At 31.2% G+C, this 15,712-nt stretch carries 17 protein-coding genes; 8 read left to right on the forward strand and 9 right to left on the reverse strand.

Features of this window, described 5'->3' with window-relative positions:
• Nucleotides 1-78: 78 nt before the first annotated feature.
• Complete coding sequence (locus ACHRVX_RS12080) at nt 79-543, reverse strand: DUF962 domain-containing protein (protein WP_395332496.1); 465 nt, start codon at nt 541-543, stop codon at nt 79-81.
• Between the two features lie 157 nt (nt 544-700).
• A complete protein-coding gene (locus ACHRVX_RS12085; protein ID WP_395332498.1) occupies nt 701-1,402 on the reverse strand; it encodes a hypothetical protein in 702 nt (233 codons plus the stop codon).
• 766 nt (nt 1,403-2,168) lie between these two features.
• Here ACHRVX_RS12085 and ACHRVX_RS12090 point away from each other — a divergent pair.
• Nucleotides 2,169-2,384, forward strand: a complete 216-nt coding sequence (locus tag ACHRVX_RS12090) for a hypothetical protein (protein WP_395332500.1) — start codon at nt 2,169-2,171, stop codon at nt 2,382-2,384.
• Between the two features lie 15 nt (nt 2,385-2,399).
• Here ACHRVX_RS12090 and ACHRVX_RS12095 read toward each other — a convergent pair whose 3' ends face one another.
• The gene (locus ACHRVX_RS12095) at nt 2,400-3,629 is read right to left on the reverse strand and encodes a TMEM143 family protein (protein WP_395332502.1); all 1,230 of its coding nucleotides are present in this window, start codon (nt 3,627-3,629) and stop codon (nt 2,400-2,402) included.
• A gap of 289 nt (nt 3,630-3,918) precedes the next feature.
• Between ACHRVX_RS12095 and ACHRVX_RS12100 the strand changes: the two genes are divergently transcribed.
• Both ACHRVX_RS12100 and ACHRVX_RS12105 read left to right on the forward strand, forming a co-directional pair.
• On the forward strand, nt 3,919-4,341 hold the full coding sequence (locus ACHRVX_RS12100) for a hypothetical protein (RefSeq protein ID WP_395332504.1): 423 nt from the start codon (nt 3,919-3,921) through the stop codon (nt 4,339-4,341).
• Nucleotides 4,342-4,499: 158 nt separating this feature from the next.
• Nucleotides 4,500-5,108: a YkgJ family cysteine cluster protein gene (locus ACHRVX_RS12105; RefSeq protein ID WP_395332506.1), complete on the forward strand. Its 609-nt coding sequence runs from the start codon at nt 4,500-4,502 to the stop codon at nt 5,106-5,108.
• A gap of 379 nt (nt 5,109-5,487) precedes the next feature.
• On the opposite strand, the gene ACHRVX_RS12110 is transcribed toward ACHRVX_RS12105, so the two are convergent.
• Nucleotides 5,488-5,709: a hypothetical protein gene (locus ACHRVX_RS12110; protein WP_395332508.1), complete on the reverse strand. Its 222-nt coding sequence runs from the start codon at nt 5,707-5,709 to the stop codon at nt 5,488-5,490.
• A gap of 90 nt (nt 5,710-5,799) precedes the next feature.
• Here ACHRVX_RS12110 and ACHRVX_RS12115 point away from each other — a divergent pair, with 90 nt between their 5' ends.
• On the forward strand, nt 5,800-6,498 hold the full coding sequence (locus ACHRVX_RS12115) for a helix-turn-helix transcriptional regulator (protein ID WP_395332510.1): 699 nt from the start codon (nt 5,800-5,802) through the stop codon (nt 6,496-6,498).
• Between the two features lie 274 nt (nt 6,499-6,772).
• Here the strand turns inward: ACHRVX_RS12115 and ACHRVX_RS12120 are convergent, their stop codons facing one another.
• Nucleotides 6,773-7,246 carry a hypothetical protein gene (locus ACHRVX_RS12120; RefSeq protein ID WP_395332512.1) on the reverse strand — a complete coding sequence of 158 codons (474 nt, stop codon included), beginning with the start codon at nt 7,244-7,246 and terminating at the stop codon, nt 6,773-6,775.
• 361 nt (nt 7,247-7,607) lie between these two features.
• Between ACHRVX_RS12120 and ACHRVX_RS12125 the strand changes: the two genes are divergently transcribed.
• Nucleotides 7,608-8,009 carry a helix-turn-helix domain-containing protein gene (locus ACHRVX_RS12125; RefSeq protein WP_395332514.1) on the forward strand — a complete coding sequence of 134 codons (402 nt, stop codon included), beginning with the start codon at nt 7,608-7,610 and terminating at the stop codon, nt 8,007-8,009.
• A 104-nt stretch (nt 8,010-8,113) separates the two neighbouring features.
• On the opposite strand, the gene ACHRVX_RS12130 is transcribed toward ACHRVX_RS12125, so the two are convergent.
• The 4 genes from ACHRVX_RS12130 to ACHRVX_RS12145 form a co-directional block, all read right to left on the reverse strand.
• Nucleotides 8,114-9,007, reverse strand: coding sequence for a hypothetical protein (locus tag ACHRVX_RS12130; protein ID WP_395332516.1), 894 nt, complete (start codon nt 9,005-9,007; stop codon nt 8,114-8,116).
• Nucleotides 9,008-9,078: 71 nt separating this feature from the next.
• On the reverse strand, nt 9,079-10,425 hold the full coding sequence (locus ACHRVX_RS12135) for a PIN-like domain-containing protein (protein ID WP_395332518.1): 1,347 nt from the start codon (nt 10,423-10,425) through the stop codon (nt 9,079-9,081).
• A gap of 328 nt (nt 10,426-10,753) precedes the next feature.
• Entirely contained in the window at nt 10,754-11,467 is a 714-nt protein-coding gene (locus ACHRVX_RS12140) for a LytR/AlgR family response regulator transcription factor (protein WP_395332520.1), read from the reverse strand.
• The gene (locus ACHRVX_RS12145; protein WP_395332522.1) at nt 11,437-12,438 is read right to left on the reverse strand and encodes a sensor histidine kinase; all 1,002 of its coding nucleotides are present in this window, start codon (nt 12,436-12,438) and stop codon (nt 11,437-11,439) included. The genes ACHRVX_RS12140 and ACHRVX_RS12145 overlap by 31 nt, the downstream gene beginning before the upstream one ends.
• Nucleotides 12,439-12,619: 181 nt before the next feature.
• On the opposite strand from ACHRVX_RS12145, the gene ACHRVX_RS12150 reads away from it, so the two are divergent.
• From ACHRVX_RS12150 to ACHRVX_RS12160, 3 genes are all read left to right on the forward strand, one after another.
• Nucleotides 12,620-13,609 carry a hypothetical protein gene (locus ACHRVX_RS12150; RefSeq protein ID WP_395332524.1) on the forward strand — a complete coding sequence of 330 codons (990 nt, stop codon included), beginning with the start codon at nt 12,620-12,622 and terminating at the stop codon, nt 13,607-13,609.
• A gap of 29 nt (nt 13,610-13,638) precedes the next feature.
• Nucleotides 13,639-13,851 carry a hypothetical protein gene (locus tag ACHRVX_RS12155; RefSeq protein ID WP_395332526.1) on the forward strand — a complete coding sequence of 71 codons (213 nt, stop codon included), beginning with the start codon at nt 13,639-13,641 and terminating at the stop codon, nt 13,849-13,851.
• A 239-nt stretch (nt 13,852-14,090) separates the two neighbouring features.
• Nucleotides 14,091-15,620, forward strand: a complete 1,530-nt coding sequence (locus ACHRVX_RS12160) for a SulP family inorganic anion transporter (RefSeq protein ID WP_395332528.1) — start codon at nt 14,091-14,093, stop codon at nt 15,618-15,620.
• The last annotated feature ends 92 nt before the right edge of the window (nt 15,621-15,712 follow it).

The raw sequence follows: 15,712 nt of genomic DNA on the forward strand, positions 1-15,712 counted from the left end.
TAAATGATATAAGAAAAAAGGTCAAATTTTTATATGGCGTTTTTCTTAATCAAAAGGTTATTTTTCTGGAAAAATTATTTACTTCTTAGAAAATATATTCTCGACAACCCAAGCCGGACCAATCATTAAAAATTGAAGATCTTTTAAGAAAGAAGGTTTTTTGCCCTCAATATTATGTCCGTAGAATTGCCCGATCCAGGCGATCACAAAAACACCAATAGAGAAAATCCATAACGGAAAAACCTTTGATATATAATAATTAACCACCAAACAAATCGCCGACAGAATAGCAATTTTGAATGCCATAGAAACAGATAATCGAATATAGAAAATGAGTACAAAAAGGAGCACAACTACCGCCCAGTTTTCAATAATTGGAGCGTTTAGTTGTAGTGTATTTGCAATGATGCCACTGGGAATACTCATTAATAATCCCACTATAGAAAAGTAAATCGCAGGAACGCAAATGTAATGTATTGCTTTATTTTTCGGGTTTTGATGACTTACAGCATATTCTTCAAACCATTGGTCTAATGTTCTCATTGTTTTGGGTTTAGATATATGTAAATCTAATAAAATTTCTTTTTGCTAAGTATAAGTTGCGCTCTTTTCTTCAGGATCAAAAAGCATTAAAAAACAAATGCGCAAAGTCTGGAAACATTTGCGCATTACAAAAAGTGTTTTGTAAAACAAATTCAGGTTAAAAGATATTATTAGTATCTGTTACCAGAATTAATTTTTGAAATCGGCTTCTGTCAAAATCAATTCTGCTTGCTTTAACGGCAATCGGGAAATGAATTTCGGCATTAGAAACCATTCTTAATTTATTTTGATTACCCATTGTAAAATCAAGTTTTCCGCTTGCAACTTCGTTTAAACCGGCAATTAGATTATTATCTAAAGTAAAATCGGTTTCAATATCAACAATAAGGTTTTTTGCAAATACAGTTCCTGTTACAATTAAGATATAATTGCGATTTGCATTTTTTAATAAAGAAGGATTTGGATGCAGAAAATCTGCCGAGAATAAATAATCTTCGATATTGCCAATAGTATATTCTTTTGTTACCGAATTATCATAACTGATTGTAACAGTTTTTCCGGATTTAATAGTATTTGCGATTTCGAATGTCCCCAGTCCAAGTGTTTTCAGAATTTCCTGTAATAATGTAATCCCAATATTAAAACCGTAATCATCTTTTTGAGTAGAATTTATACTTAAAGCCGGATTCTCAATCTCGGTTAATGCAACATTACTTGTAAATGCATGTTCAATACTGGCATAATAAAGCTGCGCTTCGTCAAAAGGTTTTTTAAGCCATAATTGCAAAGGTTTATGGTTTCTAACAGGACCTTCGATAATGTCATAACCTTGTTCACTTAAAAATTTTGTAAGTTTCATGTGTTGTCTTTTAGATTAACATATTGATTTGGGATACTCTGGTATGCTTTCATTTACAACGAATTAAGAAATTAAAATCATAATTCGAACGATATATTTGTGCTTATTTATTTACAAATTTAAAAAATATATAAAGAAGTAAGGTTATTATTACGTTAGATTTTTGGATATGGATACTGTCTGAAAAAAATCAATAAAATTAAATGTAGTCCTACGGGCAATGTTATTGAGTTAAACTTTTTTTGATAATTAGAACAAAGCGAACCAAAATCGAAATGTGGCGTTAGGCAATCAATGTTGGTACTTAATAAACGTTAGAAATACGTTGGCGTGCAGTAGGTACACAACAAAATGATAACTATTGCGTACCTGCGCCACCTTAGATTTATTCCGATTCCTATTAGTTACCAACATTGAGTACCTAAAGACACAAAATGCAAGCTTTAAGATAGTATGAAAACTAAATTATAGCCCTGATAGAAGCGGTATCCTTTTATGGCGACCCTGAAGCTTCGGGGAGTAATAAAAGATACAAGCGGATAGCAGGAAACAGCTCCTGAATATTCTACTTTTAAATGTTTAGGAGATTCTGAAATTTTACGACTTTCGAAACTTATAAAACTCGTAAAAGTTCTTTTTAGATTTAAAAACAGGAAACTTAGATTAAATCTTATTTTGATATTTTAAAAACTTATAGTGGCGCTCTTTTATCTGTTCTAAATGTAATTTTGTTCTGATTTAAAATCACTATCAAAATACCAAAATTATGTATCCAAAAAATTTAAAAGAATCAGCGCCAATTATGCTCTCTATTATTTTAGAAAATAAAGAGGATAATAGAGCAGTAAGAAAATACGATTATTATAATAATTACAATCGTGAAAGTAAAAAAGAAAACCAGCAATTGATTTTTGGCGCGTTGATTATTTTTACTTTAATTGCTTCATTTCTGGCATTATTAGTTATGGTAATTCTGCCTTAAAAAATAGAACTAAATCTATTTTTGATTGTATTCAAAAACGTTATCCCATAATTCATCAATGGTAATAAGGGCTTTCTCTAAAGCTATAACTTGCCATTTGCCATTTTTTTCTATACCAAGACCTATATTTTTTAATTTTGATAAAGCATCTTTAACATTAAAATCAAGATCTGTGCTGAGCTTAGTTTTGAACCAGTTTTCAATTTCATCATCAAGTTCCTGCGCCGTTAATGGTTTTTCGCTTCTGTACAAAAACGTGTATGCCAGAATGGTTTCCTTAAGAACTTCCTCTTCAGATGAATTTAATAAGGAGTAAAAAGCACCACTGTTATTTCCTAAATTCTTAAAATAAAGACTGTCCGAAAGTATCTTTGAATATTTAATTTTCTTGTTTACAAAATTGCTGTACTGGCGAAATAAGTACAAAGACAATATTCCCAGAGCAATTAAACCTTGATTTAATGAAGCTTTGCTGTTTAGTAAATCAATCGTTTCGCCGGTTTGGTATGCTCCATACATACCTATTAATGCTGGAATTACGGTAGTACTTAATAATGAAATTCCGCCGCCAATACCCGGAACCCAAAAGAATAATTTGTCTTTGGCAGACATTCTTGGAATCGCGTTTGGGAAAATTGTTTCAATATCATTTTTAGGAACACGTTTAAAAATCTTTAAGGCAATAGTTCCCGGATCGATGGGCATTTTTCCTAATTTGACTTTTTTCTCGTTCAGATAATCTTCCTCATTATAATTAAGATAAATCAGTACACGATCATAATATTCGATCTCAATTTCTTTTTTCCAGAAGATATATTTTTTGACTTTTTCCTTCGCCTGATGATGACCGCGAACATATAATTCGTAATCCTTAAAAGCATTAAAATCTATTGAAAGGCGCAATCCTATTAAGTCAGAATCTTCAAAGGCTTTGTCTAAAGTTTCCTCATCGATTCTGCGATAATTGCCTTGTTCTAAAACTGTGCGAAGTGTTTCCTTAAAAACCCTGAAATCACTTTTTCCTACAAATCCCTGACGCTCTTTTAAACTTAAATCCGGATCAAATAAAGCATAATGCTGTTTTAAGTTTCGGTTGAGGTTAAAAGCTTCATAATGAAAATAATGTTCGATGATATCAAATAATTTTTTGAAATCGTCGACTTTTTTTTGATCTTCAGCGAAATAAGTTATTTGTTGTTCGAGTAAAAATTCCTTGTTAAAGGGAATGTAGTGTTCTCGTGTCATACAGATTTTTGGGCTTTAATTTGCGGTATTTTCAGAAAACAAAAATAGCATCCCAAATTTGATTTTAGACTCATTTTATATTAAAGTTTAGTTATTTTCTATTTAGGAGATCCAGATTCAAACAGATGCAATTTTAAAGTATATCAATCACATGGATATTACACAACATTTATAGAGAAACTTTACAAAGGACGTAATTGAGATTATTGTAAATTTGGATGGATTGTTTTTAAGAATAATCTTAATTTAAAAATTGTAACCAAAAACCTTAAGCTAATTACTATTCAATATGGAAAATGTACAAACATCTAAGACGCAAAATTTCTTCAGAATTTTATTGGGAATTTTTATGATACTGGCAGCAATTGGTCATTTTACATATCAAAGAGATGATTTTCAGGCACAAGTTCCTAACTGGATTCCGCTCGAAAAAGATCTTGTCGTACTACTTTCCGGAATAGTAGAGATCGCGTTAGGTCTTTGTATGGTATTTTTAACGAAGTACAAAGTAAAAGTAGGAATTGCATTGGCATTATTTTACGTTATGGTTTTTCCTGGAAATATAGCCCAATATTTAAACGGAACAAGTGCTTTTGGACTTGACACAGATCAGGCTCGTTTGATTAGATTGTTTTTTCAGCCCGTTTTAATTTTTGTGGCTTTGTGGTCAAGCGGAGCAATTACTTATTTTAAAAGACGTTCAGAGGTTTAGTAAAAGAGAGGTTCAAAGCGGTAAAGATTCAAAGATACAAAGGTTTTTTCTGTGAGAATATGAAACTTTGTAGCATAAAAGCTTTTGCCAAATCTCGTCACAATAAAGTCCATTTGTGGCTTGAGCTATTTCTATTAGTCTACCTTACCAAAAAAAGGATGACAATAGAGGATAAAGTTCAAAAGGTTGAAGCATTATTTGATCGTCTTGAAATTGAAATTGCTGGTTTTAAATCTGCAACACATATATCTTGTAATGCTGGTTGTGGTAAATGTTGTTCTACTCCCAATATAGAAGCGTCGCCATTAGAATTTTTGCCTTGGGCGTTTCATTTATTTTTAAATGGTAAAGCCGATGAAACCTTAGTACTTTTAAACAATGCAACTACAAAGAATTGTTTGTTATATCGTCCGCTTTCTGTTTTAGAACATCATAAAGGAAATTGCAGCGATTATCGTTATCGTGGATTAATTTGCCGACTTTTTGGTTATGCCGCAAACACAGATAAATACGGAAAGTTAAGATTAGCGACTTGTAAAATTATAAAAGAAGAACAGCAGGAAAACTTCGATGCAGCCGAAAAACTAATCCTGAAAGGACAATACGTACCAATTTTTACCGACTATTATATGAAGCTTACACAAATTGATTTAAGAATGGGTGTTATTTTGCTTCCAATAAATGAAGCTTTAAAAATAGCTATTGAAGAAGTTTTGCATTATTATGCCTATAGACCATTTCCTGACGGATTAGGGAATATTGCTTAGAATTTTCGTTTGTATCATTTCAAACTCCCATTAAGGCTACACGTACTTTGTGATAGACTTTTCTAAATAAATCTCACTTCTTAGCAGACAGCTTTTGAAGAATCACCGCAAGCAGCCCAACATAATAGGAGATGTTGTGCGTGCTTATTGCGGTGCCTCAACCCCTTTTCAGGATTTAAGTAGGACAGAAATTTAAACTAGAATTATAAATGAGGGAGTCAGTAGCTCCCTCATTGAATACAGCAATAAAAGAAACATGAATTTAAAAAAAATTGCTGTAATATATTTTGACTGTGAATGCATGCTTTAAAAAAAAGGAAATTTTATTAGTTACTAATTTTCGTGCGTAAGATTTTTGTAAATATTTTATGAATTACTATTATGGTTTTTGATTTTTTAATTGTTCAGCTTTAGTTTCAATTGCTTTTTTTGATTCGTTATTGAGCTTGTTATATTCCACCTTTATCATATCTGCAATATGCCCCACACGATCGCCACGAATCGATTTGCGAATGTAGTCGTCAGAATATCCGTACTTATTTTTTATAATCTTTAGGATTTCTTGGTTATAACTCGGTTTAGTTTTTATATTTTTGCCCATCGCTTTGTTTGTATTATCAATGAGACAAATATAGTAAGATATTTCTTAAATAACTAATAAATGTAGGATTTTTTCTAAAAAAAATGCTTTATGGCAGAAAATACAATACAAAGAATTAAACAATATCTTGATTATAAAGGTATTAGAGTCAGTGTTCTGGAAAGAGAAGTTGGAATGTCTAATGGTTCATTTGCGAGTCAACTGAAAAAAAATAAGACAATCGGGATCGATAAATTAGAAAATATCTTAAACAGGTACAGGGACATCAATATTGAATGGCTCATGACCGGTGACGGAAACATGATAAAATGGGATGTTTTGCATGAAAAAAATAACCGACTTTATCAAAAAACAGGAAAAGCAATCGATAATCCTGAGATTCCGCTTTATGATATTCAGACCACAGCAGGAATTATAGATTTGTTTGGAGACAACGAAAATCAGAAACCTGTTGACCTTATCAGAATTCCAAAAATTTCTAATTGCGATGGTGCATTATACGTCACTGGCGATAGTATGCATCCGCTTTTAAAAAGTGGTGATATTGTGGTGTACAAAAAGATATTTAATCTGGAACAGAATATCATCTGGGGCGAAATGTATCTTATATATGTCAACAATGACGATAACGAATACTTTTTTACCCGCTTCCTGAAACAATCTGAGCGCGAATCGCATGTGCTGTTTGTAGCTCAAAACCCGGAACATCAAACATTAGAGTTCCCTATAACAAGTATCAAGTCACTTGCACTGGTTAAAGGTTCTATCAGGATTAATTCGCAGTTTTAGTTTTTAAAGTTGCTATGATTCTGAGTTTGCTCATGTTCTAAGGAGAAAATAATTAAAATAAAAAGTGAGATCTTTAATCGATGGCATCGATTAGAAATCTCACTTTAATTGTTCCAAAAAAAAATGACAACATTTATAAATTTCCTATTCGGGAAAACTATGTATCTTAAGTAAAAATTATTTACCGCAATTTTACCACTAAATAAAGTTTCGGCAATGCGTATTTATACCTGTTTTTGGTTATTTTTTGCAATCAAATGGCAAAAGCATAGTTTTATTTTTGATTTGATTCAATTTTTTTCAATTCAATGATTTTTTCGATATATAATTTCAGATTTTCTCTTTCTAGCGAAAATAAAGCATTTTCATCTTCGGTACTTAAATATAAATTCGCAATACTTTCGGCATCCATTTTATTATTTACATGATGATTTTCGACATATTTTATAAGATCGTCCAAAAAAAGTTCATGTATTCGTCCTTTCTCTAATGTTTCCTCGTCACCTTCTTTTATTTTGTCCATTTCTGTTTCCGGTAAATCTATTGTGAGATAAGTATAGTCAACAGGAACTTTTAAAAGTATTTCTTTAGTGACTTTTCCGGTGCCTAAACAATAAGCGCAAGGAGCGGGCGTCCATTTTAAGATTTTATCTAAACGACGTATATCTTCCCAGTCAACAAATGCTTTCCCTTGACAGCGCGGACATTCTAAATCTGAATTTTTAAATAGGAAATTAAAAAGAGTCATTTTTTCTACAATTACTTTAACGATTAGTGGCGGGGCTAATATAATTATTTATGTAAGAAAAATTGGTTTAGGGAGTGTTTTTTTTGAGGAAAATTTATGGTAAATAAAAATCCTGAGATTATACAAGTCTTAAAAGAGATGTGGAAGATTTTTAGTGTGTAATTTTTGGTAAAACTTAATTACATAATAAGCATTAAAAATAAATGTCTTTTAGTAGAACTCTGAATTATTATGTCCAAAAAATTGTATTTTTGTTTCATACAAAACAAGTACGCATTTAACTGAAAATTGTATCTCACAATTACAGACTTGTATTTTACAAAAACCGAAAATCTAACGGAATTTTAAATATCTTTGAACTATGAGCACAGCAACAAAACCAAAACACATTGGCAGAAATATTAGCCGAATCAGAGAACTTAGAGGTATGAAACAAGAAGTACTTGCATTTGCACTTGGTTTAAGCCAACAATCTGTTTCTAACATTGAAGGAAGCGAAAATATTGATGACGAAAAACTAAAAACGATTGCTGAAGCATTAGGCGTTTCTGCAGAAGCTATTAAAAGTTATAGTGATGAAGGTGTAATTAATTATTTCAACACTTTTAATGCTGAGGCTTTCACTAGCAGTCATGGTGCATTTGGGAGTTATGATCAATATACATTTAATCCTATTGATAAAGTGGTAGAACTTTACGAACGTTTAGTTCAAGTGGAAAAAGAAAAAGTGGAGTATTTAGAGAAATTATTTAAAGTGAAATAATTGTTTAAGAAGATATAAATAGAAAAGAGACTTTGTGATGAAGTCTCTTTTCTGTTTTTAGAATTTGCAAAAGTTATTATTAAGTAAAAGAAATTTAAATTCCACTATTTCATAATTTTATTTATTGTTTTGGTTCTATCTCTTATAGTTTTATAATTATCATTTATAATTATTAGGTTTTTAACAGGACAATATCTTTCTGAAGTGTTTTTTCCATATTTTTCTTCTATATCTTTAGATGTTATCTTATGTATTTCAAAAGGTGATCCTTCAAAAAAGAAAAAGAAGAAAAATCCTAACGAATTATTTTTTGTTGAAATTAATTCTTGGAATTTTTTTATTTTACTGGGTGAAATATCATATAATAAATATAATGGTAAAGCAATATTCTCTTTCTCTTTTTCGAATAATTTATAAATATCATTTTTCCAGGTACGTTCAAAATCATTTTTGTGTATGTCGGAAAATTTTAGTTTGTTTTCTGCAATTTGCTTTTGAATATTAATAGCAGAAGTAAATGTTATACTAGAATTTGAGTTCTCAAATTCTTCTAAAAATGAGAAATGCTTAGATTTTAAACTTTTGTCATCAATAAATTGATATAAAAAATACAAAGGAAATGCCGTATGCTCTTTTTTTGCAAAAGTTATAATTTTATCACATTGTTCTTTTTTAATAATGTATTTGGCATCTAAACTTGTTTGGTTTCCAAAATTTTTTGCCTGAACTACGAAGCGAATGTAATTTTTATCATCCTCTCCAATCCAAATATCAAAATCAATTCCCGTTTGACCCTCCAAAACGTCTAAGCTTTTCGTTTTAACATATATTCCTTGATCTGAGAGTTTGGCAATTTTTTTTAACAAAATACTGCTAATAGCATCTTCATGAACTTGTCTTATTTTGTTTTCCTTTGTGTCAAAAACTTCAAGAAAATCATAAGCTGTATTTGATATTTTTAGTAAAGTTTCTTTTAATATACTACTGTGAATGTTCATTTTTAATCTTATTAAGGTTGTATAATTCCATTGAATTTGAGATACTAACTTATCTTATAATAAATGAAATTTTAATTTTCATATTCTTTTTCGCAATCATCGCAGATATTAATATGATGAATGTCATTAAATGAATTTCCACATTTTGCACAGGTTTCCTGCTGTGTTGATTCAAAATCTAGCATAATATCAAAACTGCTTATTAATTTTGCACCTTGGATTTCTATTTCTTCGTAATTTTGTATGCCTAAAGGATATTCCCATATTGTAAACTTTAAATTTATTATTTTTCCACAATCGTTGCATTCTACATATTCAGATGCTTCATATTCATTTTCCCTTCCCATATTACGTTCGTTACTATCAATACATTCGAAATGAAATTTAAAATCTTCATTTAAATATTTATGAGTGTAGCCACAATTGTTGCATTCAAAAACAAGTTCCCTTTCTAATTTGCCATTTCTATTTACTATATATTCTGATAATGCATCAATGTTTTGTTTTTCAATTTCTGCTTCATAATACTGGTTTGATTTATGTAGAAATTGAGGTTGATTATACATCCAAAATTCCACTTTAGCATTATCGTAAATTTCTTTAATTAATTCTTCTCTTGGTCTTTCAATTCGTTTTTCAGTATTGTTTTTTTGTATATAACACCAGTCTTCTTTTACATCATTGCAAATAAAAATTATAGGTTTATTATTTTCTTTAGCAAATTCTATTATTTGTTTCCATATAATTAAATCTCCAAAAATTTGGGTGCCTTTTTTGTCTTTATCTTTTAAATCTTCATATCCAGGTGGAATTGAAAACTCGAAACGATGTTTTCCTTCTTTAGTTATTTCAATTATTTCTTCGAATGTGTAATATCTTCCAATTTGGAATAGTTCATGAATTGCTTTGGCTACATCATCGTTTTCTGGAAGCAATTTTATTTCAGCTTCGACAGCAGAAATTTTCTTTAAAATTAAATCTTCAAAAGTAGATGAAGCATTCTTAAACTCTTCGATCAATATTAGATATTTTTCAATATCTTCTTGTGGAATATGAGGATGTTTGTCATCTTTAATAGTTTTATTTTTTAAATCAATTGTTCGGTTTTCAATTTCTTTTACTGATGTTTTGATAAATTTTAAATTTTCATCTTTTAAAGGTTTGTAATTTTCTGAAATTGGTTTTGTAATTATTTTCTGCCTGTTTTTTTCGTATTCAAATTTAACGTGAGATGGAATCCATAATCGAGATTTTAATTTTGATGTAAAAAGATTATCGAAAATTTTGGTTCTTGTAATTATAGGTAAAAAATAGAAATCTAATAATGCTGATGAGTCAAAAACGAAAACTGCATTTTCCCATAGTTTTTTTTCTCTAGTTTCGTCAAGATTGTAAATGTCAAATGTTGGTCCATCCATATAATTAATATTTTCTTATTTGATTACTTAATGTTTAGTTATTTTAAATTGATTAACACCAATTCTATACAGATTTGATTTGTTCGTTTTTAATAGAGTTTGTTTTTAAATTTTCTTATCATTAAAAAGCTAACTTTTATTCATTATTTATTATAACAAATTTCATCACTTAATGATTCCCCTTTTTACGGAAATCCATACTCTGGATAAAATATTTATTTCAAAACAATTATACCACTAAATAAATCCCAACCATCAAGTACTTATACCTGTTTTTCAAAAAAATAAAAACAAAAAAAGCCCAACCATTAAGTTGAGCTTTCAAAAATTATCGAATTGTCAAATTATCCAATAAAATCTGATATTTCCTTCCCACAGGAATAATTTCGCCATTAAACATAGTAAGCGATTTAAAAGTAACAGAAGTAATTTTGGTAACATTTACAATAAAGGAACGATGCACTTGTACAAAATTAGTGCTGTCAATTTCTGCCGAAATACTCGAGAGCGAACCGTAAATAATAATAGGCGATTTTAGTTTTGTGCTGTAAAGTTTCATGTAGTTGCCCAGACTTTCGATATAAATAATATCCGTTAAAAGCGTTTCTGTCATTTGTCCGTTTACGCGGTGGGAAAGGACTTTTACGTTTGGAGTAATTTCTTTTTTTGCGGAATTTCCAGAGAAATAAATCTTTGCTTTTTCGATTGCTTTAGAAAATTTTTCGAACGAAACAGGTTTAAGCAAATAATCAATCGCATCGTTTTGATATGCCGAAAGCGCAAAGTCAGAATAAGCCGTTGTAACAATCGTCAAAGGTCTTTTAGGTTGTAATTCCATTAGTTCAACACCGGAAATTACGGGCATATTAATGTCCAGAAAAATAATATCGTAGGTGTTTTCGTTGAGCATTTTTATAGCTTCCATTCCGTTAAAAGCACTTCCGGAATGTTCCAGATCGTCAAATTTCGAAATATGTGATATTAGCGCCTTATGTGCCGGCGATTCATCATCTATGATAAGACAGCGGTAGGGAGATGCCATATATTTAATTTTACGATAAAGGTATTCTTTTCTTTTTTACAACTCAGTTCATGTCTTAAACCATAAACTTCAAGGCGTCTTTTAAGGTTTTCGATTCCAATTCCGGTGCTTGAAAGTCGCGAACCGGATTCTAATAAGTTATTTTTTAATGTAAAAGATAAATTTTTGCATTTTACCTTTAAGTCAATATGAATGAAAGGTGCAGCGGTTTCTGCCGAAAATTTAACGGCATTTTCTACCAAGGGCAAAAAAAACAAAGGCGGAATGTCAATAGTGTCAAAATCGCCTTCAAAATTTTGGGTAACCACAAGACGTTCGTTTTGAAAAGTATAATACTCAATGTATTTTTTTATAAAAGCAATTTCTTCCTCTATCGATACATAATCTTTTTTGGTAGCTTCAATCTGGTAGCGCAGCATATCCGAAAGATTCAGGATTCTGTCCGGCACTTTATCAGGTTCTGCAAGCGATTCTCCATATAAATTATTCATGGCATTAAGTAAAAAATGCGGATTGAGCTGTTGTTTCAAAAATGAAAGTTCAGATTTGTAATTCATAATATCTTTGTCTGTTTGCGAGACTTTTTTCATGATTACAGTATGCAAAAAAAACAAGAAAGTACCATTGCAAATTAAAGACGAAATAGATAATGTTTTAATTCTGCCAAGACCTGTATGATAAAAATAATAGGTCATAAAAATATAATAGCAGGTCCAAAAAGAGAGAAATAAAAGCCAAAAAGTTTTGTATTTCTTTTTGAACAGAAATCTTTTGATGATAAAAGTATTACTAAACAATATCCCAATATATACGGGGAAATAACCAAGGCAAATATTATGTAAAAGAATAAAAGAGTTTTTTCCGGCATAATTAATTTCATCATATACGCCAACAAAAATAAGACCCAGAACAACCGTATTCACGATTAGATTTCGAAGAAAAAAGTTCTGATATATTTTAAGAATCTTCATAACGGCAAAATTAAGGTAATATTACAGGCTATTGTACTAGTTAAGCATAAATTATACGAACGCCATTGGTATAAATGATACGCCATTTGTATAAAAACGTTATTATAATACGAGTATGTCAGTTACTTTTGAACCGATTTAAAAATACTAATTCTAAGAACAAGCTTATTTATTCTACTCTATGAAATCAAAAATCATTTCGTTAATCGTTGTATTTACGTCTTTACAAAGCATGGCTCAGGAAAAAGAACCGGGGATGAAAACTTTAGGAAAGGCAATAGTTGACAAATTCCCTACTACGAGAACTTTTGATGTTCAATATGAACAATTAGGACCATCAAATTATGATTCGAAGCTTTTTGGAGATCGTTTTGAAAGAGGAAGAATCGAAAGTCATAGTAGATTTAAAGCGGCTTTTAATATGCCATTTTATGCATCAAAATCTAAAAAATTGGTGTTAACAACTTCACTTCGATATAAATACGAAAATTATAGTTTTGGCGATATTTACAATTACAACACCACACAAACCTATACAAGAGGTACAGAGGATTTTCATTATTGGGCAGGAGCTGTGAGCGCAACTTATATGTCATCGCTTTTTAAAAAACCTGTAATCTACAATGCAACAGTAAGTGTTGACGGAAATGAGGATAGTTTTCAACGATTAAAAGGATTTGCATCAGCAATTATAGTGCTTAAAAGAACGCCAAGTACAACAATTACCGTTGGTGCTCTGGCATTGCTGGACCCATCGTCAATTGTTCCTGTAACGCCGCTTTTTACCCTGAACCATAAGTTTAAGGATTCAAAGTGGGATATGGATTTTATTTTACCACAACGACTTTTATTCAGAAGGGAATTGATGGAAAACGGAAGAATTTCGTTTGGAACAGAATTAAATTCTGAAAGCTTTTATTTAGATTTAAAAACCCCGGATTTAAATGGCGTTTATGAACTCAATCAACTGGAGCTAAAATCCGGTATTACTTATGAATATTGCTTTACTCCTAAAATAATTGCCTTTGTAAAAGCCGGTGTCAACAATGTTGTCAGCACACGTATTACCGAAAAAGGAGAGCGTACTAACAAATATGTTTACGATCATAAGGAAGATGCACAAGGATATGTTAGAGTAGGAGTATCATACAATCTTTTTCAGCGAAAATAATCTAAAAGCTAAAAATTAAATAAATAGTTATGGTTGTTGAGGTTTTTAAAACAAATGTCCAGAAAGAATCAGATAAAAATGATGTCATTGCTGTAATCCAAAAACATTTTCCGGATTACAGAATCAATTTTGATTTAGAAGACTGCGATAAAATTTTGCGTGTAGAAGCTGTTGAGCTGCAATGTAATCACATTGTCGATTATGTAAATGCTCTGGGTTATATTTGTATTCGATTAGATTAAATATTTTAATCAAATAAAAAACAGGTATAAATACGTAGGTTTGCATATTATTTTATAAATAGTTTTGTACGATAATTTATTTTCAAAATTCAATTATGACAAGTTTCATCGTTTCACTTTTTCTTTTGGTTTTAAAACAGTTTAGTTAACTGTTTTGATATTTCGTTTTTTGAATTGCTTTTTCAGATTTGAAAAGGTTGACGCTCTTTTTGGGCATTATTTTCTACATTTGTGCTCTTATGAAAAAAGCACTCCATCTCTTTGACTTTACTCAAAAAGTCAATTATAAAAATGAAATTCTAGCAGGCTTAACAGTTGCTATGACCATGATTCCTGAATCGTTGTCATTTGCTATTTTAGCAGGTTTTCCGCCTTTGGTAGGTTTATATGCCGCTTTTATCGCCGGATTGGTCACCGCTATTTTTGGCGGAAGACCGGGAATGATTTCGGGCGGGGCAGGAGCGACCGTTATTGTTTTAATCGCCTTAATGAAATCTCACGGTATAGAATATGTTTTTGCTGCCGTTGCAATTGGGGGCGTCGTCCAGATTTGCATTGGACTTTTTAAACTCGGAAAATTTATCCGGTTAGTTCCTCAACCCGTCATGTTTGGTTTTGTAAACGGATTAGCGGTTGTTATTTTCATGTCACAACTCGAACAATTCAAAACCGTTATCAACGGACAAACTTCATGGCTGCAGGGAACGCCTTTGTATATTATGCTGGGTTTGGTTGCATTGACAATTGGGATCGTTTTGATTTTTCCGAAGCTTACAAAAGCAGTTCCGGCATCTTTAGTCGCAATAATGGTAGTATTTGCCATTGTATTAATTTTTAATATCGAAACCAAAACAGTTGAAGATATTGCATCTGTTCAAGGCGGATTTCCTCCTTTTCATATCCCTGATATTCCTATTTCTTTTGAGACTTTCAAAATTATATTTCCGTATTCTGTAATTGTTGCCGCTGTAGGTTTGACTGAGGGTTTACTGACATTAAATCTTGTCGACGAAATTACCGGAACCAGAGGAAACAGCAATCGTGAATGTATAGCGCAAGGAAGTTCGAATATTTTAAATGGTTTCTTTTTTGGAATGGGCGGTTGTCCCATGATTGCACAAACATTGGTGAATCTTTCGGCAGGATCAAGAGCACGTCTTTCAGGAATTATTGCGGCATTGACTATTTTATTCATTATACTTTTTGGCGCACCTGTAATTGGTAAATTACCCATGGCGGCTTTAGTTGGTGTGATGATGATGGTGGCAATTACAACCTTTGAATGGGCAAGTTTTAAAGTCATCAATAAAATGCCGAAGCATGATATTTTTGTTGGAATTTTGGTCGCTGTAATTACTATATTATTGCATAATCTGGCATTGGCGGTTTTGATTGGGGTTATTATTTCGGCTCTTGTTTTTGCATGGGAAAGTGCCAAAAGAATCCGTGCTAAACATTTTATTGATGAAGCAGGAGTAAAGCATTACGAGATCTACGGACCTTTATTCTTTGGGTCTGTCGCCACATTTATGGAGAAATTTGATATTGCAAACGACCCTTCTCACGTAATTATAGATTTTAAAGAAAGCCGTATCGCAGATATGTCAGCCATTGAAGTGCTGAATAATCTAACCAAGAAATACAATCAGCTCAATAAAGTAGTAGAACTTCAACATTTAAGTCCTGATTGCATTCAATTACTTAAAAATGCCGAAGCCGTTATTAAAGTGAATCTAATTGAAGATCCTACTTATAAAGTGGTTAGTTAATGTGGTAATCTGTCAATTAGATAATCTCATAATTAATTTCTGCCCCAATTTATCGTAGAGACGCACAGCAGTGCGTCTACGCTGGACATTCA

The organism is Flavobacterium sp. FlaQc-47 (genome assembly GCF_044006475.1).
Classification (GTDB): domain Bacteria; phylum Bacteroidota; class Bacteroidia; order Flavobacteriales; family Flavobacteriaceae; genus Flavobacterium.